A 23,727-nucleotide genomic window follows, 5' to 3' on the forward strand; every position below is an offset into this window, starting at 1 on the left:
GTGCCAGGCCGCTGCCTGTTTTTGCACCCTGCCGCACATGGATCATTCGGCGGCGCCGATGGTCAGCTCGACCGGCAGGAGGCCGTCGACCACGCCCGAGAGCACGTTGCCCGGGGCAACCTGGCCCACGCCCTCGGGCGTGCCGGTCATGATCAGGTCGCCGGCGCCGAGGTGGTAGTAGCCCGACAGGTGCATGAGCACGGCGGTGATGTCGTTGATCATCAGGTCGAGGGTCGAATCCTGCCTTACCGCGCCGTCGAGGGTGAGGGCGATGCGCTGGTTGGTGACGGCGCCGAAATCGGCCGCCCGGGTGATCGGGCCGAAGACGGCGGCATTCTCGACGTCCTTGCCGAGGTCCCAGGGGCGCTGTTTCTTGCGCTCGCGCAGCTGCAGGTCGCGGCGGGTCATGTCGAGGGCGCAGGCATAGCCGTAGATGGCGCCGGGCACCTCCGCGGCGGTGCAGCGGAAGAGCGGCGCCTGCAGGGCCACGGCCAGCTCCATCTCGAACTGGTAGTCCTCGGTGCCGCAGGGATAGGGCACGGTGGCACCGGAGAGCACCATGTTGGCGGGGGACTTGGTGAAGTAGAAGGGCTGTTCCGGCACCTCGTTGCCGAACTCGGCGGCATGGGCGGCATAGTTGCGTCCGACGCAGAAGATCCGGCGCACCGGGTAGCCTTCGCTCTCGCCCTGCACGGGGATGTCGGGGATCGGGGGAAGGTCGAAAAGGCTCATGCGGGTCTCCTGTCGGGCTGTTTTCCCAATGCGTACGCTCCGCCCGGCGGCTTGTCACGCGCTGGACAAGCGCGTGCAATGGGGTTTTGCTGTCTGCCAACCCTGAATTCGGAGCTTTGCCATGACCCTGAAACCCCTGTCCGACATGATTTCCCAAGGGGCCGGCGACGCGCCTGCCGATCTGGTGCTGCGCGGCGGCAAGGTTCTGGACGTGGTGACGGGGGCGCTTCTGGAGGGCGACGTGGCGATCTGTGGCGAGCGGATCGTGGGGATCATGGACAGCTACGAGGGACGCGAGGTCATCGACGTGACCGGCAAGATCCTCGTGCCCGGCTTCATCGACACGCACCTGCACATCGAGAGCAGCATGGTGACCCCGCATGAATTTGACCGCTGCGTGGGCCCGCGCGGGGTGACCACGGCGATCTGCGACCCGCACGAGATCGCCAACGTGATCGGGGTGCCGGGGATCGAGTATTTTCTGAGCAGCGCGACCGAGACGGTGATGGATATTCGCGTGAACCTGAGCAGCTGCGTGCCGTCCTCGCACATGGAGACGGCGGGCGCACGGATCGAGGCGGCGGACCTGGCGCCTCTGCGGGATCATCCGCAGGTGATCGGCCTGGCGGAGTTCATGAACTATCCCGGCGTGATCTTCCAGGATCCGGGCTGCATGGCCAAGCTGGAGATGTTCCGGGGCGAGCATATCGACGGCCACTGCCCGCAGCTGACCGGCAAGGGCCTGAACGCCTATTGCGCGGCGGGCATCCGCACGGAACACGAGGCGACCACCGCCGAGGAGGCGCGCGAGAAGCTGCAGAAGGGCATGCGGGTGCTGATCCGCGAGGGTTCGGTGAGCAAGGACATGGTGGCGCTGCAGCCGCTGCTGACCGATATCACCAGCGCCTACATGTGCCTGTGCACCGATGACCGCAACCCGCTCGACATCGGCGATCACGGGCACCTCGATTTCATGATCCGCGAGCTGATCCGCATGGGCTGCCCGCCGCTGGCCGTCTACCGGGCGGCGTCGCTTTCGGCTGCAGAGGCCTTTGGACTGAAGGACCGCGGTTCGATCACGCCGGGCAAGCGCGCCGATATCGTGGTGATCGACGACCTGAGCACCTGTCGGGCCGAGATGGTGTTCTCGGGAGGGGTGCAGTTCAGCGACGCGGCCTTTGCCGCGCGGAGCATCACCCCGCCGGTGGGGCGCCATTCGGTGAAGGCGCCGGTGGTGGTGGCGGACAACTTCCGTACCGAGGCCAACAAGAGCGAGACCGACGTGATCGGCATCGTCGAGGGCAAGATCATCACCGAGCACCTGAAGGAGGAGATCGCCATCGAGGGCGGCGACAAGCGCCCCGACCCGGCGCGCGATCTGGTGAAGATCGCGGTGGTGGAGCGCCACGGGGTGAACGGCAATATCGCCAGCGGCTTCGTGAAGGGGTTCGGCCTGAAGAGCGGGGCCATCGCCTCGACCGTCTGCCACGATCACCACAACATCGCCTGCGTCGGCGTGGACTATGACGACATGGCGCTGGCCGCGAACCGGCTTGGCGAGATCGAGGGCGGTTTCGTGGTGGTGGAGGGCGGCAAGGTGCTGGCCGAGCTGCCGCTGCCGGTGGCGGGGCTGATGAGCCTGGAGCCTTTCGAGGTGGTGCATGACCAGCTGATCGTGCTGCGGGACGCGGCGAAATCGCTGGGCGTGACGCTGGAGGAACCCTTCCTGCAGCTGGCCTTTCTGGCGCTGCCGGTGATTCCGGCGCTGAAGATCACCGACATGGGCATGGTCGACGTGGTGAAATTCGAGATCATCACATGATCTGAAAACGGAATATTTCCGCAAAGCGAAATCAAGTTCCGCAAATGTTGACCTCGCCCTGACGAGGGCCTAACCTGATCCCCGGAGGAGGAGCGGCGCGTGGAGACGTGCCGCCCGCAAACATGGGGGGAGGGCCGCATCATGGCGGACGGAAGCAAGGTGAACGACGTCATCTCGACGGAGTATTCCGGAGAGATCGCGCTGATCTGCATCGACAACCCGCCGGTCAACGCCAGCGGCCATGCCGTGCGCGTCGGGCTGGTCGAGGCGCTGAAGGGGCTGAACGAGGAGGGCGCGGCGAAGGTCATCGCGATATATTGCGCCGGACGCACCTTCATGGCGGGGGCCGACATTCGCGAATTCGGCAAGCCGTCGAAGGAGCCGGTGCTGCCCGAGGTCTACAGCATCCTCGAGCGGAGCGAGATCCCGGTAGTCGCGGTGATGCACGGCACGGCGCTGGGCGGCGGCTTCGAGCTGGGCCTGGCGGCCCATGCGCGGGTGGCGATCGCGGGCAGCCGCGTGGGCCTGCCGGAGGTGCTGATCGGGCTGCTGCCCGGGGCCGGCGGCACGCAACGCCTGCCGCGCCTCGCGGGCGTGCCCTTTGCCCTCGACATGTCCCTGACGGGCCGGCAGGTGCCGGTGGAGGAGGCCCTGCAGGCCGGGGCCATCGACCGCGTGGTCGAGGGCACCCCGCGCGAGGTGGCGCTGGCCGCCGCGCAGGAGGTGCTGGACGGGACGCTGAAGACACGCCGCACCGATCAGATCGCCGCCACGGTCGATCCGGAGGTGATAGAGGCCGCGATTGCCGGGGCAAAGGCGAAGACGCCGCATCTGATCAATCCGATCAAGTGCATCGAGGCCATCGCCGCCTGTTCCCTGCCTCTGGAGGAGGGGATGAAGGTGGAACGGCAGGCCTTTCTCGACTGCATGGAGACACCGCAGCGCGCCGGCCTGATCCATGCCTTCTTTGGCGAGCGGGCGGTGTCGAACATCCCCGAGGCCAAGGGGCCGACCCGCGAGGTTCAGAAGATCGGCGTGATCGGCGGCGGCACCATGGGATCGGGCATCGCCACGGCCTGCCTGCTCTCCGGCGTGCCGGTGCGCCTGATCGAGGTGGCCGAAGAGGGGCTGAGCCGGGGCGTGGCGACGATCACCAAGAACCTCGACGGCGCCGTCAGCCGCGGCAAGCTGAAGGCCGACAGGCGCGATGCCGCGCTGGCGATGCTGGAGCCGTCCCTGGACATGGAGACACTGGCCGACGTGGACCTGGTGATCGAGGCGGTGTTCGAGGAAATGGCGGTGAAACGCGAAATCTTCGGCAAGCTCGACGCTATCTGCAAACCGGGGGCGATCCTGGCGTCGAACACCTCTTACCTCGACATCAACGAGATCGCGGGCTGCACCAGCCGCCCGGGCGATGTGCTGGGCCTGCATTTCTTCAGCCCCGCGCATGTGATGCGCCTGCTGGAGATCGTGCAGGGGGCCGAGACGGCGCCCGATGTTCTTGCCACCGGCTTTGCGCTGGCCAAGCGGCTGAAGAAGGTGGGCGTGCTGGCGCAGGTCTGCGACGGGTTCATCGGCAACCGGATCCTGGCGCATTACGGGCTTTGTGCGGGCTATCTCGTGCTCGACGGCGCCTCTCCGCAGCAGGTGGACCGGGCGCTGGAGGATTTCGGCTTTGCCATGGGGCCCTTCAAGGTGAGCGATCTTGCCGGGCTCGACATTGGCTGGGCCACCCGCAAGCGCAAGGCCGAAAGCCGCGACCCGGCCGAACGCTATGGCGGCGATATTGCCGACCGGATCTGCGAACAGGGCTGGTTCGGGCGCAAGACCGGGCAGGGCTACTACGTCTATGGCAGCGGGGCGCCGGTGCCGAACGAGGCGGTGAGCGAGATCATCGACACGGTGCGTGCCGAGAAGGGGATCACGCCCAAGGCCTTCACCGACGCGGAGATCGTCGACCGCTACATGACCGCGATGATCGCCGAGGCCGCGCGCGTTGTGGCCGACGGCACCGCCAAGCGGCCGGTGGACGTCGATATGGTCTTCCTCTTCGGCTACGGCTTTCCGCGCTTCCGCGGCGGGCCGCTGCATTACGCCGACACGATCGGCGCCGCAGAGCTGATCCGCAGGATCGAGGCCTGGGCGCAGGACGATCCACATTACTGGCAGGTGCCGGAGCTGCTGCGCGAGATGGCGGCCAATGGCACCACGTTTGCCGATCTCAACAAGGAAGGGTGAGGAATGGACCTGAGTTTCAGTGCCGAGGAGCAGGCCTTTCGCCAGGAGGTGCGCGATTTCTTCGATGCGCATCTGCCCAGCGACATTCGCGACGCGGTGCGCGCGGGCGGCGAGCTGCCGAAGGCGATGATGGAGCGCTACCACGCGATCCTGAACGAGAAGGGCTGGCTGGCCTCGACCTGGCCGGAGGAGTTCGGCGGGCCTGGGTGGTCGCCGGTGCAGCGGCACATCTTCGAGGAGGAGGCCTGCCGTGCCTATGCGCCGCGCATCGTGCCCTTCGGTCTGGCGATGCTGGGGCCGGTTCTGATGAAGTTCGGCAGCAAGGAACAGCAGGACCACTACCTGCCGCGGATCCTCACGGGCGAGGACTGGTGGTGTCAGGGCTATTCGGAACCCGGCGCGGGCTCCGACCTGGCCAGCCTGAAGACCCGGGCGGTGCGCGACGGCGATGACTACGTGATCAACGGGCAGAAGACCTGGACCACCCTGGGCCAGCACGCCAACATGATCTTCTGCCTGGTGCGCACCGACCCCGACGTGAAGCAGCAGCAGGGGATCTCCTTCATTCTCGTCGATCTAGATACACCCGGCATCGAGATGCGCCCGATCCGCCTGATCGAGGGTGGCCACGAGGTGAACGAGGTCTTCTTTACCGACGTGCGGGTGCCGGCCGCGAACCTGGTGGGCCAGGAGAACATGGGCTGGACCATTGCCAAGTTCCTGCTGACCCACGAGCGTACCAATATCGCCGGCGTCGGCTTCTCCATGCAGTCGCTGGAAGAGGTCAAGGCCCTGGCGCGTCAGGTGAAGCGCAACGGCAGGCCGCTGATCGAGGATCCGCTCTTTGCCGCGCGGATCGCCCAGGTGGAGATCGACCTGGAGGCGATGAAGATCACCAACCTGCGGATGCTCTACCAGGCGCAGAAGCAGGGCGCGCCGGGGCCCGAGACCTCGATACTGAAGATCAAGGGCACGGTGATCTCGCAGGAGCTGAAGGACCTGGCGCAGCGCGCGCTCGGCCCCTCTGCCGCACCCTTCCCGGGGATGCTGCCCGCGAACATGGCGGTGGCGCCGGCGGATCACGCCAATGATGCCGCGCGCTACTTCAACAACCGCAAGACGTCGATTTTCGGTGGCTCGAACGAGATCCAGCGAAACATCCTGACCAAGACCATGCTGGAGCTGTGAGCCCATGGATTTCGACCTGACCGAAGACCGGCAGATGCTGTCGGACAGCCTGAACCGCTACCTGCGCGAGAAATATCCCGTGGAGGCCCGCAACAAGGCCGCCTATGCCGCGCCCTACCATTCGCCCGAGCGCTGGGCGGAGCTGGCCGAACTGGGCGCGCTCTTTGCGCTGGCGCCCGAGGAGGCGGGCGGCTTCGGCGGCAGCGGCTTCGACATCTCGGTGGTGTTCGAGGCCATGGGCCGCGCCCTTTGCCCCGAGCCGGTGCTGGGCGCGCTGCTGGCCTCGCGCCTGCTGACGACCCTCGGCGCCGACCAGGAGGCGCTGCTTGCGGGGGCCACGAAATACGCCGTGGCCATGGGCGAGGTGGATGCCCCCTGGGAGCTGGAACTGACCGAGACCACGGCCAGCGCCAGTGGCGAGGGGCACGTGCTGAGCGGTCGCAAAAGCGCGGTCTATGGCGGGCAGGCGGCAGATGTCTTTCTCGTCGCAGCCCGGCTTGACGGCACATTGGCGCTCTTCGAGGTGCAGGCGGGCGATGCCTCGGTCACCGGCTACGGCATGATCGACGGCGGCGGCGCGGCAGAGCTGGTGCTGGAGCAGACACCCGCAAAGCTGTTGCTGGAGGATGCGGGCGCAGCGCTGCAGGACGCGGTGAACGCCGGGATCGTGGCGCTCTGTGCCGAGGCCGTGGGCGCCATGGACGTGCTGCACGAGATGACGCTGGAATACCTGCGCACCCGCAAGCAATTCGGCGTGCCGATCGGAAAGTTCCAGGTGCTGCAGCACCGCGCGGTGGACATGCTGACCGAGATCGAACAGGCGCGCTCCATCACCATCCGCGCCGCGGGCGAGCTGGGCGGGGCGGAGGCCGCGCGCTATGCCTCCATGGCCAAGAACCTGATCGGCCGGGCCGGTCGCCTGGTGGCCGAGGAGGCGATCCAGATGCACGGCGGGATCGCCATGACCTGGGAATACCCCGGCAGCCACTATGCCAAGCGGATCATCATGATCGACCATCAGCTGGGGGATACGGATTTTCACCTGTCCCGCGTCATGGCCGCCTGAGACATGCCCAGGCGACGGAGGGGCGCTGCCCCTCTGCCGCCTGCGGCGTCATTCACCCCGGGATATTTCGGGCCAGATGACGGGGGAAACTCGGCTCCTGATCATCTGGCCCGAAATATCCCGGGGGAGTCCGCAGGACGGGGGCAGAGCCCCCCTTTACCGTCTCAATCGGCGTGGCGGCCCGTCTTGTAGGGCTGCCAGTCGGTGATCTCGGGGTAGTACATGGCCCGCCATTGCCGCACCCGCGGGTTCATCCGGCGGCGCCAGAGCGGCGGGATGGTCGCCATCATCGCCATGATCGGATAGCCGTGCGGCAGTTGCGGCGCCTCGTCCTCGCCGTGGTTCTGCAGCAGCGGAAAGCGGCGGTCGGGCTTGATGTGGTGATCGGAGTGGCGCTGCAGGTTGATCAGCAGCCAGTTCGAGGCGGTATGAGCGGCGTTCCAGCTGTGATGGGGGTAGACGCGCTCGTACTTGCCGTTTCCGAGGTACTTGCGCGTCAGCCCGTAATGTTCGACGTAATTCGTCAGTTCCAGCATCCAGATGGCGATCAGTGCCTGGTAGAGGAAGAGAACCAAGCCCTCGAAGCCCCCCAGCAGGATTGCCAGCAGCAGCATTGCACCCTGCAGGGCGGCATAGCGCCAGAAGGGGTTGGCCCGGTCGAACCGCGACCGGCCGGTCCGTTCCAGCCGCGTCGCCTCGGCCTGCCAGGCGGAGCGGGGACAATCGCGCAGGATGCGCCAGAAGAAATGCGGGAAGCCCTCGTTGTAGCGCGCGGTGACCGCATCGCCCGGGGTGCCGACCTGGGAATGGTGCACCAGCAGGTGTTCCGTGCGGAAATGGCTGTAGAGAACCATCGACAGAAGGATATCGCCCAGCCAGCGTTCCTGCCTGTTCTTCTGGTGCATCAGCTCGTGGCTGTAGACGATGCCGATGGCGCCGGTCATCGTGCCGACCCCGTAGAAGAGCACCAGCTTGCCCCAGAAGCCGAGATCGCCGGCATGGACCGTGTACCAGATAGCCCAGAACAGCGTCAGAAACTGCACCGGGGCCCAGATCAGCGTGATGGCCCGGTACCAGAAGAGATCGCTCTCCTCGGTCTGCGGGTCGGCGTTTTCGGTGTTCAGACCCAGGAGCCTGTCGAGCACCGAGAAGAGACCGAAGCCGTAGAGCGGCACCAGGAAGACCGTCCAGCCCCCCTGTCTTGCGCCGATCACCACCAGGGGCACCATGAAGAGCGACAGCCAGAAGGGCGCCGCGCGGCTGAAGGCCGGGATCGGTGTGCTGCCTGACATGGGGCCTCTCCTTGTCGTGTCAGGACAAGCTTATGAACTCCCCGCGCGCGAGGTCAAATGCCTTGCGCATGACGGTGGGCAGATCCGAGGGGCGGAACTCGGCCGCGGGAAGGAACATGCCACGCTCGGGGTTCGTGCCCTGCGGCACCTCGGCCACCATGACGCGAAGGCGCAGGTGGAAATGGGTGAAGGTATGCAGCGCCTCGGCCGGAAGTTCGCGCCACTGCGCATCGAGAGGGGCGTCGTGGGCGGGTTGTTCCTCGGCCCAGTCGGAGCCGGGCCAGCCCAGCATGCCGCCCAGCAGGCCGCGATCGGGGCGGCGCTCCAGCAGCCAGGCGCCATCGGCGCGGCGCGCCACGTAGGCCACGCCCAGGCGTGTGGGTTTCGGTTTCTTCGGCGTCTTCCTCGGCAGCTCGGGCGCGGTGCCTGCGGCGCGGGCGGCGCAGGGCCCCTGCCAGGGACAGATGCCGCAGGCGGGCGAGCGCGGCGTGCAGATCGTCGCGCCGAGGTCCATCACCGCCTGGGCGTAATCGCCGGGCCGGTCCTGCGGAGTGAGGGCTGCGGCCAGGTCGGTCAGTTCCGGCTTGGCCGCGGGCAGGGGGGTATGGACATCGTGGAGCCGGGCCATGACACGCTCGACATTTCCGTCGACCACCACCTCGGGCCGGTCGAAGGCGATGGAGACGATGGCGGCGGCTGTATAGGGGCCCACGCCGGGCAGTTTCAGCAGCCCCTCGCGGGTATCGGGAAAGACGCCGCCGTGATCGGCGACCACCGCACGGGCGCATTTCAGCAGGTTGCGGGCCCGGGCATAGTAGCCGAGGCCGGCCCATTCGCCCATCACCGCGCCATCCTCGGCAGCGGCAAGATCGGCAACCGTCGGCCAGAGCGCGGTGAAACGCAGGAAATACTCACGCACTGCGGCAACCGTCGTCTGCTGCAGCATCACCTCGGACATCCAGACGTGGTAGGGATCGGGGCGCTGGCCCGCGGCCCTTTCCGCCGGGCCCACGCGCCAGGGCATCACCCGGGCATGGCGGTCGTACCAGGCCAGCAGGGTTCCGGCCTCGGCGGCCGGGTCGTGGGCAGTTTCTCGGACGGTCTCGGATCCCTCACGCAATCTTTATGGTTCCTTCAGGCTTTGCTATGGCATGGCGCATCCGTCAGACTACAATAGTGCGACGACCAAGGATGCAAGCCATGCCGCGCCGACAGACCACAACTTACGGGTTCACCCGGACCTACGGCCTGCTGGAAAGCCGGATCCGCAAGGCCGGCGAGTCGCGCGGGTTTGCCGTGTCCAAGGTGCTGACCCACTGGGATGACATCGTGGGCGAGGACATGGCCGCCATGGCCCGGCCCGTCGAGGTGAAATACCCGCGCGGGCAGGGCTCGCTCGGCGCAACTCTGGTGCTGCTGACCACGGGGGCCCATGCGCCCATCCTCGAGATGCAGAAGGAGCAGCTGCGCCAGAAGGTCAATGCCACCTACGGCTATAACGCCATCGCGCGGATCCGGATCACCCAGACCGCGCCCACGGGCTTTGCCGAGGGTCAGGTGGCCTTTCGTGCCCAGCAGAAGGCCCAGCCGGCCGCACCGGCCCCGGAGGTGGTACAGCGCGCCGCAGCCGTGGCCGATGGCGTTCAGGACGAGGGCCTGAAGGCGGCGCTGGAGGCCCTGGCCCGCAATGTCCTCAAGTAAGCAAGCAGAACGGATTTGATTTGAGAAAGGATCTTCATATGGATCGCAGGTTCCTCCTTGGCAGCGGCCTGACCGCTATGGTCGCGGCCCTGAGCGGCGGCACGGCCCTGCTGGGCAGCGGCACGGCCGCTCTGGCACAGGACGACAGCACCGAGGCCCCGGCAGATGCGCCGGAAATCAAGGAAATGGTCCTCGGCAAGGAAGATGCGCCGGTGACCCTGATGGAATACGCTTCCTTCACCTGCCCGCACTGCCGCGATTTCCACAACGAGGTCTTCGACAAGGTCAAGACCGAGTACATCGACACCGGCAAGGTCAAGTTCGTCTATCGCGACGTCTACTTCGACCGCTACGGTCTCTGGGCGGCGCTGATCGCGCGCTGCAATCCCGACCGTTTCTTCGGCATCGCGGACATGTTCTATGAACAGCAGGACCAGTGGCTGCGCTCGGCGAAATCCGAGGCCGAGATCGCCGACAACCTGCGCCGCATCGGCAAGATCGCGGGTCTCGATGATGCCGCCCTGGAGGAATGCCTGTCGGACGACGCCAAGGCGCGTGCACTTGTCGCCTGGTACCAGAAGAACGCCACCGACGACGACGTGACCGGCACGCCGACGCTCTTCGTGAACGGCAAGCAGTACTCGAACATGAGCTATGCGGATCTGAAGAAGATCCTGGACGAACAGCTGAGCTGATACGGCCCGCGTGCGGGACAGCAGGGGGCGCCGGTGCAAACCGGCGCCCCTTTGCGTGTCAGGTCAGCTTGACGACCTGCTTGCCCTTGTTGCCGCCCTTGAGCATCGAGAAGAAGGCCTTTGGCGCGTTTTCAAGGCCAAGGGCGACATCCTCGAGATAGGTGATCTCGCCCGAGCGTACCTTGGGGCCGACCTCTGCCAGGAAGGCGGGAAAGAGATCGACGTGATCGGTCTGCAGCAGCCCCTGGATGCGGATCCGCTTCACCAGTGCCAGGCGCCAGAGCTTCTGCAGCGGGGTCTTGCCCACCTCGTCGCTCTCGCCGGAATACCAGGCGATCATGCCGCAGATGATCACCCGGGCGTGCAGGTTCAGGAGGGGCATCACCCCACCGAGGACCGTCCCGCCGACGTTCTCGAAGTAGATGTCGATGCCGTTGGGGCAGACCTCGTGCAGGGCCTGCATCATCTCCATCGGCGTGTCATGGGCGCGGTGGTCGACGCTGGCATCGAAGCCGAAGACCTGAGTGGCGAGGCCGCATTTGCGCGGGCCGCCGGCCACGGCCACTGTGCGCAGCCCGGCGCTCCGGGCGAGCTGCCCGACCATCGAGCCCACGGGCCCGGTGGCCGCGGCCACCACGAGCGTCTCGCCGGGCTTCATCTCTCCATAGGCCTTGAGCCCCGACCATGCGGTGAAGCCGGGCATGCCCAGCACCCCGAGCGCGGTCGAAGGCGGCAGGTCGGGATCGAGCTTGCGCAGCTGTTTCGCGGGCAGGCAGCCATGGCTGGCCCAGCCGAGCATGCCAAAGACCAGGTCGCCCTCGGCAAAGGCCGGCGCGCGCGAGGCAATCACGCGGCCCACTGCGCCGCCCACCATCGTCTCGTCCAGCTCCTGCGGGGCGGCATAGCTCTTCACGTAGTCCATCCGGCCGCGCATGTAGGGGTCGAGGGAGAAGTGGCTGACCTTGACCAGCACCTCTCCTTCCCTTGGTTCGGGCATGGGCAGCTCTTCCAGCCGGAAATCCGCCTCGACCGGAAATCCCTCCGGGCGCCGCGCCAGAACGATCCGCTGCATCATCTCTGTCATCTTGAAATCCTCCCTTTCGCCTCCACGTTAAGCCTCTGCTGCGGAAATCCAACCGCAGATTGGAATGGAATTCCGCGCCGGCGGCGCGGCTGTCCCCTGATCAACCCGCATGGACAGGACCACCCGCAGTGACGTAAAGAGGCCCGACCATGGCACAGAAGAAACCAGATCCGAATTACAAGGTTATTGCTGAAAATCGTCGGGCGCGTTTCGACTACGCGATCGAGGACGATATAGAATGCGGTATCCAGCTGATGGGCTCCGAGGTGAAAAGCCTGCGGACCGGTCAGTCGAACATTGCCGAGAGCTATGCCGCAGTCGAGAACGGCGAACTCTGGCTGGTCAATTCCTACATTGCCCCCTACGAGCAGGCCATGTTCGGACACGAGGATCGACGTCGCCGCAAGTTGCTGGTTTCAAAGAAGGAATTGTCGCGGCTGTGGAATGAAACGCAGCGCAAGGGGATGACCCTCGTGCCGCTGGTTCTCTATTTCAACCACCGCGGTATGGCCAAGATCAAGCTGGGTATCGCCAAGGGCAAGAAGAACCACGACAAGCGTGCCACGGAGGCCAAGCGCGACTGGGGTCGGCAGAAACAGCGGCTGCTGAAAGAGCATCACTAGGTCTGCAACCCTTGCGCAATCAGGGCTGCCGGGCTAGGGAATCGTCGATTTTCATGCGAAAGGTGGCGCCCCGTGCAGGATGATCCGAAGATTCTGGTATCGACCGAATGGCTTGAAGAGCATCTGAAGGACCCCGATCTGCGGGTGCTTGATGCGAGCATGGCCCTTCCCGGCACCGACGAGAACACCCGGGCGGCCTATGATGCAGCCCATATTCCCGGCGCGCGCTTCTTCGATATCGACGATGTCAGCGATCACCGCTCCGAGCTGCCCCACATGGCGCCGCCGGTGGAAAAATTCATGAGCCGGTTGCGCGCCATGGGCGTGGGCGACGGCCACCAGGTGGTGGTCTACGACAACAAGGGTCTTTTTTCCGCCGCGCGCGTCTGGTGGCTGTTCCGGCTGATGGGACAGTTCGACGTGGCCGTGCTCGACGGCGGGCTGCCGAAATGGATCAAGGAAGGCCGCGCGGTCGAGGACCTCGACCCGGTGATCCGCGACCGCCACATGACCGTGCGCCGCCAGAACCAGATGGTGAAGGACGTGACCCAGGTCAGCGCGGCCAGCAAGCTGGGCGATTACGAGATCGTCGATGCCCGGGCCGCCCCGCGGTTCCGCGGCGAGGTGCCGGAGCCCCGCGCCGGGCTGCGCAGCGGCCATATCCCGGGCGCGAAGAACGTGCCCTATACCGACCTGCTGACCCGCAGCGGCACCATGAAGGACCCCGAGACGATGCGGGCGATCTTCGAAGGCGCCGGCGTCGACCTGACGAAACCCGTCATTGCAAGCTGTGGTTCGGGCGTGACCGCGGCTGTCCTGTGCCTTGCGCTGGAGCGCATGGGCAAGACCGACCACGCCATTTACGACGGCTCCTGGACCGAATGGGGCGCCTTCCCCACCCTGCCCGTGGCCACCGGAGAATAAGAGAGAGACATGTTCGAGAACCTCAAGGAACAACCCGCGGACAAGATCCTGGCCCTGATGGGGATGTATCGCGAAGATCCGCGCGAGCAGAAAATCGACCTGGGCGTCGGCGTCTACAAGAACGCCGAGGGCATCACCCCGGTCATGCGCGCGGTGAAAGCCGCCGAGAAGCTGATCTGGGAAGGCCAGGAAACCAAGGCCTATACCGGCCTGGCGGGTGATCCGGCCTATGCCGATGCCATGATCGACCTCGTCCTGGGCGGCGCGGTCAAGCGCGAGCAGGTCGCGGCCGTGGCCACCCCCGGCGGCACCGGTGCCGTGCGCCAGGCCTTCGAGATGATCAAGATGGCCAACCCCGGCGCGCGGGTCTTCTACTCCGATCCTACCTGGCCCAACCACCTGTCGATCCTGAAGTACCTCGGGATGGAAATGGTGCCCTACCGCTATTTCGACAGCGCCACCGGAGGCGTCGACTTCGACGGCATGGTCGAGGACCTGAAGGGGCTGAAGGCAGGTGACGTGGTGCTGCTGCACGGCTGCTGCCATAACCCGACCGGCGCCAACCTGAACATGGTGCAGTGGAAAGAGGTCGTCTCGATCCTGAACGCCGCCGGCGCCGTACCGATGATCGACATCGCCTATCAGGGCTTTGGCGACGGCCTTGACGCAGATGCCGCCGGCACCCGCTATGTGGCTGAAAACGTGCCGGAACTGCTGATCGCGGCCTCCTGCTCCAAGAACTTCGGCATCTACCGCGAACGCACCGGTCTGCTGATGGCGATCAGCGCGGATGCCTCGAAGACCAGGCTGACCCAGGGCACCCTGGCCTACCTGAACCGTCAGAACTACTCCTTCCCGCCGGACCATGGGGCGCGGATCGTCACCACGATCCTGACCACGCCCGAGCTGCGCGCCGACTGGGCCGCAGAACTGGAAGAGGTGCGCCTGTCGATGCTGGGCCTGCGCCAGCAGTTGGCCGACGAGCTGCAGAAGCTCTCCGGCTCGGATCGTTTCGGCTTCCTGGCACAGCACCGCGGCATGTTCTCGCGCCTCGGCACCACGCCGGAGCTGGTCGAGAAGATGCGCGCCGACAGCGGCATCTACATGGTCGGCGACAGCCGCATGAACATCGCCGGCCTGAACACGGCGACGGTGCCGGTGCTGGCCAGGGCGATCATCGACGCGGGCGTCTGACGCCCCGGTTGAGCACGACCCCTGTGCGCCCGCGCAGTTGACGCGCGGGCGGGCGGGGCGCAGGATTTCCTCAGGCAACAGGAGGATTTCATGCGCAAACTTCAGGTCCAGGGGGTGCACCACATCACCCTCACCGGCGCCGACCGGCAGACCAGCATCGACTTCTGGGAAGGGGTGCTGGGCATGCCCTTCGTCTTCGATCAGCCCAATCTCGACAATCCGGACGAGGGCCACCTCTACTTCGATCCCGGCGACGGGCGGCTGATCACCATCTTCACCAACGAGACACGCGGCCCGGTCCATGACCGCACGCCGATGGATCCGGGCTGTGTCCACCACCTGGCCTTCAACGTCAGCGGGGCGGTTTTTGCCCAGGCTGTCAAGCGGTTGGACGAGCGCGGGATCCGGCATTCCGGGGTCAAGGACCGCGGCTTCATGGACTCGATCTACTTCAAGGACCCGCTCGGCCTGCTGATCGAACTGGCCAGCTACAAGTTCTTTCCGCCCGAGGGATCGAGCCATGCCAAGGTGCTGCTCGAGGCTCACAAGATCCGGGTGGAACGGGGCGATTACAACATCGCCGAGGAGCACCTGGCCGATGCGATCGAGCTGATCACGGAGCGTTCCACCGCCACCCTGTCGCAGAGCCGCGCCCCGGCGGATCCCTATCGGAAAGGGTAGAAGGGGCACGTCGGCATTCCGCTATTGGAATATCTTTAACCCCCTGAAAAGGCCGGATTCCAACGTCGGTATTACGTCGGTATCGCGTCGGTAATCCGTCGGTGCGAAATCGGGAAATTTGCACGGGTTAACGCTCCACGCAGGCGTTAACGCTTCTGCAATCGGCGAAGCCTCCGGCGGGGATATTTCGGGCCAGATGAAAGAGCGCCACCGCTCCCCCGTCATCTGGCCCAAAATATCCCGGGGGAGGCTCCGAAGGAGACGGGGGCAGAGCCCCCTCTATCTTATCATTTGTCGCCGTCCGGCGACGGGGGCAGAGCCCTCTGTACCCTATCCATTGTCGCCGTCCGGCGACGGGGGCAGAGCCCTCTGTACCCTATCCATTGTCGCCGTGCGGCGACGGGGGCAGAGCCCCCTGTACCCTATCCATCGTCGCCGTGCGGCGACGGGGGCAGGGCCCCCTATACCCTATCCATCGTCGCCGTCCGGCGACGGGGGCAGGGTCCCCTGCGCGCGCTCAGAACAGGGCTTCGGCCCGGAACCCCTCGGGGATGCCCGAGGCATCGCCTGCGAGCATGAGGTCCGCCATGACCTCTGCCACCTTGGGTGCCATGCCGAAGCCGATCTTGAAGCCGCCGTTGGCGATGAAATGCCCGTCGCGGCCGGGCCAGGAGCCCAGCATCGGCGCGCGGCTCTTTGCCCGGGGGCGCAGCCCGGCCCAGCGCTGAATCACCGGCGCCTCGCGCAGCACCGGCACCGCCGCCCGTGCCGCCTCGATCACCGCGTCGAGCTGATCGTCGGTGCCGAGCCCCTCGAAATCGCGCTCGCTGGTCGAGCCCACGGCCACCGTGCCATCGGCATGGGGCACCACGTGCACGCCCCCGGCAAAGACCTGCGGCACCGCGCCCGCGTCATGGGAGAGCACCGCCGCCTGCCCCTTGACCGGCACGCCCACCATGCGGCCGGCCAGGCGGCTCATCTCCTCGAGCCCGGCCGCCCCGGTGGCCCAGAGCACCGCGCCCTCGTCCGGGGCCTCGGGGACGATCTCGACGCCCCGCGCCTCGAGCGCCGCAACCAGCGCCAGGCAGGCCTGTTTCGGGTGCATCCGCCCGGTGAGCGTGTCGCGGATCAGCAGGCCCGTGGGCGAGACGGGCTCGAAGGGGGCGCCCGTCGCCGCGATCACCTGCCACTCTGCCCGCCCCTGCCAGAGCTCGGCCGCCGTCACCTCGCGTCCGCGCGCCAGCTCTACCGCGTGGTCATCGGCCAGCGGTTGCAGCCGGCCCAGGCGGCCGTAGCCGGCAGAGCGCCCGCCCGCGGACTCGACCCCGGCCCAGAAGGCCTCGGCCATCAGCAGGCTGTCGAGCTGGAAGGCCTTCTTCTCGTTCCAGTTCTCCGGCACATGGGGCGCCAGCGCGCCGACCACCCCGCCCGAAGCCCCTGCCGCCGGGCCGAAGGGATCGACCACCCGCACCCTTGCGCCGCGTTCCACGCAGGCCCAGGCACAACTGAGGCCGAAGGCCCCCGCGCCGCGCACCGTCACATCCATTGCTGCCATCGTCTTGCCTTTCGGGGCCCGCTTCGCCATGGTCGGCCCGTTTTCACATCCCGTACTAGAGGATCGCCCCATGCAGGGCCAGAGCGAGAGCCAGCCGCCGGAGCTGAGCTGGACCGAGGGGGACGTTCCCGTCGCCACTCGGTTCGACGACCCCTATTTCAGCCTCGGCAACGGCCTGGCCGAGACCGCCCATGTCTTCCTGGCCGGAAACGGCCTGCCGGCGCGCTTCCGCGACGGGTTCCAGGTGGCCGAGCTGGGCTTTGGCACCGGGCTGAACCTGCTCGCCACCCTGCGCCTCTGGCGCGAGAGCGGGCAGCAGGGCACCCTGCATTTCACCACCTTCGAGGCCTTCCCCATGGCCCCCGCCGACATGGCCCGGGCCCAGGCGGCCTTTCCCGAGATCGCGGACCTGGCCGAGGAGATGGCGCCGCACCTGGGCGCGACCGAATTCACCCTGCCCGGGCTGCAGTTCCAGATGATCACCGGCGATGCGCGGGTGACCCTGCCGGCCTGGGGCGGCGCGGCCGATGCCTGGTTCCTCGACGGCTTTGCCCCGGCGCGAAACCCCGAGATGTGGGAGGCGGGCCTGATGCAGGCGGTGCATGACCACACCGCGCCGGGCGGATCGGCCGCCACCTATACCGCGGCGGGCCACGTGCGCCGCTCGCTGGCGGCGGCGGGCTTTGCCGTCGACCGCATCCCCGGCTTTGGCCGCAAGCGTCACATGACCCGGGCCACGCGCCCGTAACGGATCCCATCATGACCGAACAGAATACCCGGGCCGGCATCGGCCTGATGATCCTCTCGACGCTGATCTTTGCCACCCAGGACGGCATGTCGCGGTACCTTGCCGGCGAATACAACGTGATGATGGTGGTGATGATCCGTTACTGGTTCTTTGCCGCCTTCGTGGTGGCGCTGGCCCTGCGCAAGCCGGGCGGCATTCGCGCCGCCGCCGCCACGCCGCAGCCCATGGTGCAGAGCATCCGCGGCGCGCTCCTCGCGCTCGAGGTCTGCGTCATGGTGCTGGGCTTTACCTATCTTGGCCTGATCCAGACCCAGGCGGTCTTCATCTGCTACCCGCTGATCATCGCGGCGCTCTCCGGCCCGATCCTGGGCGAGAAGGTCGGCTGGCGGCGCTGGGCGGCGATCGGCGTGGGTTTCGTCGGGGTGATGATCATCCTCGAGCCGGGCGTCGGCGTCTTTGCCCCGGCGGCGGTTCTGCCGCTGATCGCGGCGGCGATGTTCGCCCTCTACGGGCTGCTCAACCGCTATGCCTCGCGCCGCGACGGCTCCTTCACCTCGTTCTTCTGGACCGGCACCGTGGGCTGCCTGGTGATGACGGTGATCGGCATCTGGTCCTGGGAGCCGATGACCGGCCACGACTGGATCTGGATGATCCTGCTCTGCATCATGGGCGTCGCGGGGCATTACACGCTGATCCGCTGCTACGAGCTGGCCGAGGCCAGTGCCGTGCAGCCCTTCGCCTATTTCCAGCTGGGCTTCGGCAGCCTGGTGGGCATCTTCGTCTTTGGCGAGAGCATCCGCACCAATGTCGCCATCGGTGCGGCGGTGATCATCGGCGCCGGGCTATTTACCTTCTGGCGCGAGCGAAAGCGCGCGCAGGCCTGAGCCCTTCAGCTCGGCCGAAAACGGCTCGGGCAGGGCCTCGAGACCGAGGCGCGCGCGGTAGATCGGCAGGCTCTCGGTGACCCGCTGCACGTAGTTGCGGGTTTCGCGGTAGGGGATGAACTCGACCCAGTCGACGATGTCGACATCCGGATCGCGGGGATCGCCGAAGAGGTCGATCCATTCCGCGGCCCGGCGCGGCCCGGCGTTGTAGCCCACGGAGATCAGCACCGGGTTGCCGTCGAACTCATCCGCGAGCTTTGCCAGGTAGGCCGAGCCGAGGCGCGCATTGTGGTGCCAGTCGCTGAACAGCCGCCCCTGGTCGTGATCGGTGATGCCCAGCTTGGCCGCCATGTCGCGGGCGGTGCCCGGCATCAGCTGCATCAGCCCGCCGGCGCCGGCGGGGCTGACCACGGTGCTGTCGAACTCGCTCTCGCGGCGGGCGATGGCCAGCGCCAGCTCGGGTTTCACGGCAAGGTCGAGGCCGCTGAGCGGGTGCAGCGCGTAGTAGTAGCGCGGCAGCACGATCCCCTCGCCGGCCAGGTGCTTGCCCAGGCGCACCTGCAGGTGCGGATCCTGCCGGGCCTCGTACATGGCGCCGATCAGCGCCTTGGTGGCATTGTCCTCGCCATCGGCGAGCTGGGTCATGAACATTTCCGACCAGTAGGGATGACCGGCCGAGAGCAGCAGGTCCGAGGCCTCGAGCAGCGGCGAGGAGAGCAGCTCCGGTACCCGCCAGTCGGGCGGATCGCCGGCGCCCGAGAGCGTCGGGTCGATCGCCATGCCGGCCTTTTCGGCGGCCAGCAGGCCATAGTAGCTGGTCTGGAACTGTCCGCCCTCGCGGTAGGAGGCCTGGGCCATGTCGGGCTTGCCCATGGCGTCATAGGCGCGACCGATCCAGTAATAGGCGCGGCCGAGCGAGATCGGCGTCTGCACCCCTCCGGCCAGGGCCTGGAAATGCCAGAGCGCGTCCTCCGGGCGGTCGAGCTGTCGCAGGGCGATGAAGCCCGCCAGCCATTCCAGGTCGGCGAAATCGGCGCCGCCGTCCCCGGCTGTCAGCCCGTGCCGGGTGGCAATCTCGTAGGCGCGTTCGGGGTTGCCGCGGCGCATCTCCTCGCGGGCATAGATGCGGCGCTGGTTGGCCCAGGCCGCAGGGTGCCCGAGGCCCGCCGCAGCGCGGCTCTGGGCGATCATCAGGTCCTTGGCGTCGTCGGTCCGCCGCGCCTCCTGCGCCGCGCGATAGCGGGCATAGGCCAGCGCCGGATCGGCCTTCTGCCCGTCGCTCAGCGCCGCGATGCCGCCGTCGTCGCCCTTGCGGGCGCGCCGCCGTGCCTCGGCCAGCGCCCATTGCGCGCGGGTCACCAGCTCTTCCATGCGGTCGATGTTGCCCTGTTCGCCGTCCCAGAACATCTCCTCCAGCCGCTCGCCGTCATGGGGGCGCAGCACCTCGCGCCCGACGGCGACATAGGCCAGCTGCTCCGCGGCGCTCATCGGCATCTCGCGCCAGCCGGCGATCAGCGCGGCATCGGCCTCGTCCTGCCGGCCCTGTTTCGCATAGGCCCGCGACAGCGCCAGCGCGCCGATGGCGGTGCGCGGGGCCTGGCCCTCGAAGAAGTCGATGATCATCTGCGGCGGCGCATTGGAAAACGTCGGCTCGGCCTTGACCCGCAACAGCGCCAGCCCGGGCCAGTCCGGGTGCGTCGCCAGGAAGGCCATGACCTCGGGCGCGCTGCCGCGGCCATCGCGCAGGCGCATCCATTCGATCAGCCCCACGGCCACCGGCCCGTCGCGCTCTGCGATGCGCGCCGCCAGCGTCCAGTCGTCCTGCTGCGCCGCCTTGTAGGCCCAGCTGAGCGGGCGCGGCACGAGGCTCTTTTCGGGGGCAAGCCCCGCTTCGGCCCGGGTCGGTTCGGCCCCGGCCGCGATCGCGCATACCAGGCCCCCGGCCAGCACCACGCCGGACAGGGCCGATCGCATCAAAACACCGCGGAAACCCCGCTCTGTCACTTGTTTTACCCCGTTCTTCTGGATAGACGCTGCAAGGATAATTCTCCGCTCGCCACGACCAAATTCACATTCCCGGCAGAGCGGCCTCACCACCGGGTCCGCGCGATATTCCGCCACCCGCCACGAACGAAAAGGAGCGTGTCATGTTCAAAGGGTCCATTCCAGCCCTGGTCACGCCGTTCAAGAACGGCGAGCTGGATCTGGAGACGCTGAAGAAACTAGTGGACTGGCACGTGGATCAGGGCTCCTCGGGGCTGGTCCCGGTCGGCACGACGGGCGAATCGCCCACCCTCAGCCTGCGTGAACATGAGATCGTCGTCGAGGAAGTCGTGAAATACGCCGCCGGCCGCATCCCCGTGATCGCCGGCGCCGGCGCCAACAACACCGCCGAGGGCGTGCGCCTGATCACCCATGCGGCCGAGGTCGGCGCCGATGCCGCCCTGGTGGTGACGCCCTATTACAACAAGCCGACGCAGCGCGGGCTGATCGCCCATTACACCGCGATGCACGATGCCTGCGACCTGCCGATCGTGATCTACAACATCCCGGGCCGCTCGGTCATCGACATGGCGCCCGAGACCATGGCCGAGCTGTCGAAGCTGCCGCGCATCGTCGGCGTCAAGGATGCCACGGCGAAACTCGACCGCGTGCCGGTTACCCGGATGCTCTGCGGGCCGGATTTCATCCAGCTGTCGGGCGAGGATGCCACCGCCGTGGGCTTCAACGCCATGGGCGGTGTGGGCTGCATCTCGGTCACGGCCAATGCCGCGCCGAAGCTCTGCGCCGAAATGCAGGCCGCCTGTGCCGCCGGCGACTATGCCACCGCGCTGGAGTACCAGGACCGCCTGCTGCCGCTGCACCTGGCGATCTTTACCGAGCCGGGCGTGGCGGGGGCAAAATTCGCCATGGCCGAACTGGGCCTCTGCTCCGCCGAGGTGCGCCTGCCGCTGACCGAGCTGGAAGAGGGCACCAAGGCCAAGATCCGCGCCGCGCTGAAACACGCCGGTTTCTGATCCACCACAGACCGAATGAGGAAAGGGCCGCTCCGAAGGGGGCGGCCCTTTTCGGTGCGATGGCGCCTCAGCCCAGGGAGACGGCCTGCACCTTGTCGCGCACCATCTGTTCGGTGAAGGGCCGCAGCAGCACCGACCAGCCGCGCGACAGGGGCGCCTCTTCCTCGATGTCGCCCACCGTCAGCACCACGTGGGCGCCGCGGCTGCGCAGCTGCTCGTCCAGCCCGGCCTCCAGAACCTGCTCGAAGTGCAGCGCCAGGAAGGCCGCGGTGATCCGCGGTTCGGTCGCAAGCGTTTCCCGGGCCTCGGCCGCGTCTCTCACCTCGATGGCCCGGCAGGGGCCCATCATCTGCAGCGATCCGACGATATCCGCCGCGATCAGCAGATCGCGTTCCAGCACGAGAAAGACCGGCGTCTGCGGATCGTCCGCAGCGCCCGGGCCAAATTCCGTTTCCGTCATGGTTTTGACCCCTCGGTTTTGTTCCCTTCTGGAACGAAAGCCGGGGTGGCGCATTAAACTATGACATATCACGTACGATTTACCGGGAAATTGATCATGGCCACGGATTGCACGAACTGCCCTCTGCGGGGGCGCGATACCTTCGCGCCGATGACCGAGGGCGAAGTGACCTTCATGAAGCGCTTCAAGACCGGAGAGCTGGTGGTGGAGGCGGGCGGGGCACTGATGCTGGAAGGCGCCAATGCCCCGCATCTCTATACCGCGCTGGAGGGGATGGGCCTGCGCTACAAGACCCTGCCGTCGGGCGACCGCCAGGTGATCAACTTCGTGCTGCCTGGCGATTTCGTCGGCCTGCAGGCGGGGGTGATGAGCGAGATGCAGCACACGGTCGAGGCGACGACCCGGATGAAGCTCTGCGTCTTCGACCGGCGCAACCTCTGGACCCTCTTTGCCGACCACCCCGAGCGCGCCTATGACCTGACATGGGTGGCGGCGGTCGAGGAACATGTCCTTGGCGATGCCCTGACGGCGGTAGGCCAGCTCGACGGCCGGGGGCGGATCGCCCGCGCCTTCGCCCGCCTGTTCGAACGCGGCCGGGCGCTGGGCCTGCTGGAACAGGGGCAGATGCCTCTGCCCTACCGCCAGCAGGACCTGGCCGATGCGCTGGGGCTCTCGCTGGTGCACACCAACAAGACGCTGCGGGTCCTGCGCGAGGAGGGCATCGCGGAATGGCACGAGGGGCGCCTGGAGATCTTCGATCCCGACCGCCTCTGCGAGATCGCCCAGCTCGACCCGAAGCGCGCCCCCGTCGTGCGTCCGCTGATCTGACGGGAGGGCGGGGGCTCTGCCCCCGGCGCCGCGCGCCTCCCCCGGGATATTTACGGCCAGATGAACGGGAGCGGGCGGCTCTTCTCATCTGGCCCGAAATATCCCGGGGGTAAGGGCCGCAGGCCCGAGGGGGCAGAGCCCCCTGCTACATTTCCACCGGGATCATCGTGCCCTGCAGGGCCGCGACATGGCGGCGGGCGCCATCCGCCTCGGCATAGACATCGGCGGCGACCACGGTGAGGCGGCGGCCGGGTTTCAGCACGCGGCCCTCGGCGATGAGCAGCCCCATGCCCGGGGCGAGCAGGTTGATCTTCATTTCCACGGTCATGATCTCCATCCCCTCGGGCATCAGCGAAAGCGCGGCATAGCCCGCGGCGCTGTCGCCGATGGCGAAGGTAAGGCCCGCGTGGGCAAAGCCCTGCTGTTGCTGCGTGCCTTCCGAGAGCGGCGCCGAGATGTCGACGCGGCCGGGCTCCAGCCGGGTGAGGGTTGCGCCGAGCGTGGCCATCAGGCTCTGCCGGGCAAAGCTCGCACGGATGCGGGCTTCGGTGCGGGCCTCGGTCGCGGGCTCCATCCCTCAGCTGCCCCGGACGCGGAAGACGCCGGTGCCGGTGGCGGCCAGCGTGCCGGTCTCGTCGCTGATCCTTGCCTCGGCAAAGAAGGTCTTGCGCCCGCCGCCGGTGCGGAAGCCCTCGGCGATCAGCATCTCGCCCTTCACCTGGCCGAGGAAGTTGACCGAGAGGTTCAGCGTCATCGCGAGGTTCCGCGCCTCGGGATCACCGGTATAGCAGCCGGCATAGCCCATGGCGGTGTCGCACATCATCGAATGCACGCCGCCGTGCAGGATGCCGTAGCGGTTCATCAGGAAATGCGACAGCGGCAGCTCGAAGCGCGCATAATCGGTCCGCCAGTCGGTGATGTAGAAGCCGATGTGTTTCTGCAGCGGGTAGGGCGCCTCGACGAGCGCGGGATCCAGATCTGACATGAAGCCT

23 protein-coding genes are annotated in these 23,727 nt (G+C 67.1%); 14 read left to right on the top strand and 9 right to left on the bottom strand.

The genetic code is table 11. From position 1 onward, the window contains the following. Positions 1–42: 42 nt before the first annotated feature. Positions 43–732, bottom strand: coding sequence for a fumarylacetoacetate hydrolase family protein (locus tag AC0WR5_RS00785; RefSeq protein ID WP_475866085.1), 690 nt, complete (start codon positions 730–732; stop codon positions 43–45). A gap of 121 nt (positions 733–853) precedes the next feature. On the opposite strand from AC0WR5_RS00785, the gene ade reads away from it, so the two are divergent. From ade to AC0WR5_RS00805, 4 genes are all read left to right on the top strand, one after another. Further along, positions 854–2,554 (top strand): adenine deaminase, encoded by a 1,701-nt coding sequence (gene ade, locus AC0WR5_RS00790; RefSeq protein WP_475866087.1) that lies wholly within the window; start codon positions 854–856, stop codon positions 2,552–2,554. 141 nt (positions 2,555–2,695) lie between these two features. Next, positions 2,696–4,795 (top strand): 3-hydroxyacyl-CoA dehydrogenase NAD-binding domain-containing protein, encoded by a 2,100-nt coding sequence (locus AC0WR5_RS00795; protein WP_475866089.1) that lies wholly within the window; start codon positions 2,696–2,698, stop codon positions 4,793–4,795. Positions 4,796–4,798: 3 nt separating this feature from the next. Next, positions 4,799–5,983 (top strand): acyl-CoA dehydrogenase family protein, encoded by a 1,185-nt coding sequence (locus AC0WR5_RS00800; protein ID WP_475866091.1) that lies wholly within the window; start codon positions 4,799–4,801, stop codon positions 5,981–5,983. A gap of 4 nt (positions 5,984–5,987) precedes the next feature. Beyond that, on the top strand, positions 5,988–7,049 hold the full coding sequence (locus AC0WR5_RS00805) for an acyl-CoA dehydrogenase family protein (protein ID WP_475866092.1): 1,062 nt from the start codon (positions 5,988–5,990) through the stop codon (positions 7,047–7,049). Positions 7,050–7,213: 164 nt separating this feature from the next. Here the strand turns inward: AC0WR5_RS00805 and AC0WR5_RS00810 are convergent, their stop codons facing one another. Together AC0WR5_RS00810 and AC0WR5_RS00815 are read right to left on the bottom strand one after the other, a co-directional pair. Further along, entirely contained in the window at positions 7,214–8,341 is a 1,128-nt protein-coding gene (locus AC0WR5_RS00810) for an alkane 1-monooxygenase (protein ID WP_475866093.1), read from the bottom strand. A 19-nt stretch (positions 8,342–8,360) separates the two neighbouring features. Beyond that, a complete protein-coding gene (locus AC0WR5_RS00815) occupies positions 8,361–9,365 on the bottom strand; it encodes an A/G-specific adenine glycosylase (RefSeq protein WP_475869103.1) in 1,005 nt (334 codons plus the stop codon). 176 nt (positions 9,366–9,541) lie between these two features. Between AC0WR5_RS00815 and AC0WR5_RS00820 the strand changes: the two genes are divergently transcribed. Both AC0WR5_RS00820 and AC0WR5_RS00825 read left to right on the top strand, forming a co-directional pair. Further along, complete coding sequence (locus AC0WR5_RS00820) at positions 9,542–10,042, top strand: DUF721 domain-containing protein (protein ID WP_475866095.1); 501 nt, start codon at positions 9,542–9,544, stop codon at positions 10,040–10,042. 38 nt (positions 10,043–10,080) lie between these two features. After that, positions 10,081–10,737, top strand: a complete 657-nt coding sequence (locus AC0WR5_RS00825; RefSeq protein WP_475866096.1) for a DsbA family protein — start codon at positions 10,081–10,083, stop codon at positions 10,735–10,737. 58 nt (positions 10,738–10,795) lie between these two features. On the opposite strand, the gene AC0WR5_RS00830 is transcribed toward AC0WR5_RS00825, so the two are convergent. Further along, a complete protein-coding gene (locus tag AC0WR5_RS00830; protein WP_475866097.1) occupies positions 10,796–11,821 on the bottom strand; it encodes an NADP-dependent oxidoreductase in 1,026 nt (341 codons plus the stop codon). Between the two features lie 149 nt (positions 11,822–11,970). On the opposite strand from AC0WR5_RS00830, the gene smpB reads away from it, so the two are divergent. The 4 genes from smpB to AC0WR5_RS00850 all read left to right on the top strand — a co-directional run bounded on the left by smpB (position 11,971) and on the right by AC0WR5_RS00850 (position 15,243). After that, complete coding sequence (gene smpB / locus AC0WR5_RS00835) at positions 11,971–12,444, top strand: SsrA-binding protein SmpB (protein ID WP_475866098.1); 474 nt, start codon at positions 11,971–11,973, stop codon at positions 12,442–12,444. A gap of 72 nt (positions 12,445–12,516) precedes the next feature. After that, the gene (gene sseA, locus AC0WR5_RS00840; protein ID WP_475866099.1) at positions 12,517–13,368 is read left to right on the top strand and encodes a 3-mercaptopyruvate sulfurtransferase; all 852 of its coding nucleotides are present in this window, start codon (positions 12,517–12,519) and stop codon (positions 13,366–13,368) included. A gap of 9 nt (positions 13,369–13,377) precedes the next feature. Continuing rightward, a complete protein-coding gene (locus AC0WR5_RS00845) occupies positions 13,378–14,562 on the top strand; it encodes an amino acid aminotransferase (RefSeq protein WP_475866101.1) in 1,185 nt (394 codons plus the stop codon). Between the two features lie 90 nt (positions 14,563–14,652). Further along, a complete protein-coding gene (locus tag AC0WR5_RS00850; protein WP_475866103.1) occupies positions 14,653–15,243 on the top strand; it encodes a VOC family protein in 591 nt (196 codons plus the stop codon). Between the two features lie 517 nt (positions 15,244–15,760). Here the strand turns inward: AC0WR5_RS00850 and AC0WR5_RS00855 are convergent. After that, positions 15,761–16,798, bottom strand: a complete 1,038-nt coding sequence (locus AC0WR5_RS00855) for an NAD(P)/FAD-dependent oxidoreductase (RefSeq protein ID WP_475866105.1) — start codon at positions 16,796–16,798, stop codon at positions 15,761–15,763. 70 nt (positions 16,799–16,868) lie between these two features. Between AC0WR5_RS00855 and mnmC2 the strand changes: the two genes are divergently transcribed. Continuing rightward, positions 16,869–17,546, top strand: a complete 678-nt coding sequence (gene mnmC2, locus AC0WR5_RS00860) for a tRNA (5-methylaminomethyl-2-thiouridine)(34)-methyltransferase MnmC2 (RefSeq protein ID WP_475866106.1) — start codon at positions 16,869–16,871, stop codon at positions 17,544–17,546. 11 nt (positions 17,547–17,557) lie between these two features. Beyond that, complete coding sequence (locus AC0WR5_RS00865) at positions 17,558–18,430, top strand: DMT family transporter (protein WP_475866107.1); 873 nt, start codon at positions 17,558–17,560, stop codon at positions 18,428–18,430. Here AC0WR5_RS00865 and AC0WR5_RS00870 read toward each other — a convergent pair. Continuing rightward, positions 18,389–20,404: a lytic transglycosylase domain-containing protein gene (locus tag AC0WR5_RS00870; RefSeq protein ID WP_475866109.1), complete on the bottom strand. Its 2,016-nt coding sequence runs from the start codon at positions 20,402–20,404 to the stop codon at positions 18,389–18,391. The genes AC0WR5_RS00865 and AC0WR5_RS00870 overlap by 42 nt on opposite strands. Positions 20,405–20,577: 173 nt before the next feature. Between AC0WR5_RS00870 and dapA the strand changes: the two genes are divergently transcribed. Then, a complete protein-coding gene (gene dapA / locus AC0WR5_RS00875) occupies positions 20,578–21,447 on the top strand; it encodes a 4-hydroxy-tetrahydrodipicolinate synthase (protein ID WP_475866111.1) in 870 nt (289 codons plus the stop codon). Between the two features lie 67 nt (positions 21,448–21,514). Here dapA and AC0WR5_RS00880 read toward each other — a convergent pair whose 3' ends face one another. After that, positions 21,515–21,907, bottom strand: coding sequence for a hypothetical protein (locus AC0WR5_RS00880; protein WP_475866113.1), 393 nt, complete (start codon positions 21,905–21,907; stop codon positions 21,515–21,517). A gap of 96 nt (positions 21,908–22,003) precedes the next feature. Here AC0WR5_RS00880 and AC0WR5_RS00885 point away from each other — a divergent pair, with 96 nt between their 5' ends. Beyond that, positions 22,004–22,735 (top strand): Crp/Fnr family transcriptional regulator, encoded by a 732-nt coding sequence (locus AC0WR5_RS00885; protein ID WP_475866114.1) that lies wholly within the window; start codon positions 22,004–22,006, stop codon positions 22,733–22,735. Between the two features lie 145 nt (positions 22,736–22,880). Here AC0WR5_RS00885 and AC0WR5_RS00890 read toward each other — a convergent pair whose 3' ends face one another. Together AC0WR5_RS00890 and AC0WR5_RS00895 are read right to left on the bottom strand one after the other, a co-directional pair. Beyond that, complete coding sequence (locus AC0WR5_RS00890; protein WP_475866116.1) at positions 22,881–23,309, bottom strand: PaaI family thioesterase; 429 nt, start codon at positions 23,307–23,309, stop codon at positions 22,881–22,883. Between the two features lie 3 nt (positions 23,310–23,312). Next, entirely contained in the window at positions 23,313–23,720 is a 408-nt protein-coding gene (locus tag AC0WR5_RS00895; RefSeq protein WP_475866118.1) for a PaaI family thioesterase, read from the bottom strand. Positions 23,721–23,727: the final 7 nt, after the last annotated feature.

The organism is Pseudooceanicola sp. DL12, assembly GCF_056270665.1.

Coding starts and splice junctions, on each gene's coding strand:
- AC0WR5_RS00850 (WP_475866103.1), top strand. CDS start 14,653: ATGCGCAAACTTCAGGTCCAGGGGGTGCACCACATCACCCTCACCGGC.
- AC0WR5_RS00870 (WP_475866109.1), bottom strand. CDS start 20,404: ATGCGATCGGCCCTGTCCGGCGTGGTGCTGGCCGGGGGCCTGGTATGC.
- AC0WR5_RS00805 (WP_475866092.1), top strand. CDS start 5,988: ATGGATTTCGACCTGACCGAAGACCGGCAGATGCTGTCGGACAGCCTG.
- AC0WR5_RS00895 (WP_475866118.1), bottom strand. CDS start 23,720: ATGTCAGATCTGGATCCCGCGCTCGTCGAGGCGCCCTACCCGCTGCAG.
- AC0WR5_RS00855 (WP_475866105.1), bottom strand. CDS start 16,798: ATGGCAGCAATGGATGTGACGGTGCGCGGCGCGGGGGCCTTCGGCCTC.
- ade (WP_475866087.1), top strand. CDS start 854: ATGACCCTGAAACCCCTGTCCGACATGATTTCCCAAGGGGCCGGCGAC.
- AC0WR5_RS00880 (WP_475866113.1), bottom strand. CDS start 21,907: ATGACGGAAACGGAATTTGGCCCGGGCGCTGCGGACGATCCGCAGACG.
- AC0WR5_RS00800 (WP_475866091.1), top strand. CDS start 4,799: ATGGACCTGAGTTTCAGTGCCGAGGAGCAGGCCTTTCGCCAGGAGGTG.
- AC0WR5_RS00785 (WP_475866085.1), bottom strand. CDS start 732: ATGAGCCTTTTCGACCTTCCCCCGATCCCCGACATCCCCGTGCAGGGC.
- AC0WR5_RS00830 (WP_475866097.1), bottom strand. CDS start 11,821: ATGACAGAGATGATGCAGCGGATCGTTCTGGCGCGGCGCCCGGAGGGA.
- AC0WR5_RS00795 (WP_475866089.1), top strand. CDS start 2,696: ATGGCGGACGGAAGCAAGGTGAACGACGTCATCTCGACGGAGTATTCC.
- AC0WR5_RS00820 (WP_475866095.1), top strand. CDS start 9,542: ATGCCGCGCCGACAGACCACAACTTACGGGTTCACCCGGACCTACGGC.
- AC0WR5_RS00885 (WP_475866114.1), top strand. CDS start 22,004: ATGGCCACGGATTGCACGAACTGCCCTCTGCGGGGGCGCGATACCTTC.
- AC0WR5_RS00810 (WP_475866093.1), bottom strand. CDS start 8,341: ATGTCAGGCAGCACACCGATCCCGGCCTTCAGCCGCGCGGCGCCCTTC.
- AC0WR5_RS00845 (WP_475866101.1), top strand. CDS start 13,378: ATGTTCGAGAACCTCAAGGAACAACCCGCGGACAAGATCCTGGCCCTG.
- mnmC2 (WP_475866106.1), top strand. CDS start 16,869: ATGCAGGGCCAGAGCGAGAGCCAGCCGCCGGAGCTGAGCTGGACCGAG.
- AC0WR5_RS00890 (WP_475866116.1), bottom strand. CDS start 23,309: ATGGAGCCCGCGACCGAGGCCCGCACCGAAGCCCGCATCCGTGCGAGC.
- AC0WR5_RS00825 (WP_475866096.1), top strand. CDS start 10,081: ATGGATCGCAGGTTCCTCCTTGGCAGCGGCCTGACCGCTATGGTCGCG.
- dapA (WP_475866111.1), top strand. CDS start 20,578: ATGTTCAAAGGGTCCATTCCAGCCCTGGTCACGCCGTTCAAGAACGGC.
- AC0WR5_RS00865 (WP_475866107.1), top strand. CDS start 17,558: ATGACCGAACAGAATACCCGGGCCGGCATCGGCCTGATGATCCTCTCG.
- smpB (WP_475866098.1), top strand. CDS start 11,971: ATGGCACAGAAGAAACCAGATCCGAATTACAAGGTTATTGCTGAAAAT.
- AC0WR5_RS00815 (WP_475869103.1), bottom strand. CDS start 9,365: ATGCCCTGGCGCGTGGGCCCGGCGGAAAGGGCCGCGGGCCAGCGCCCC.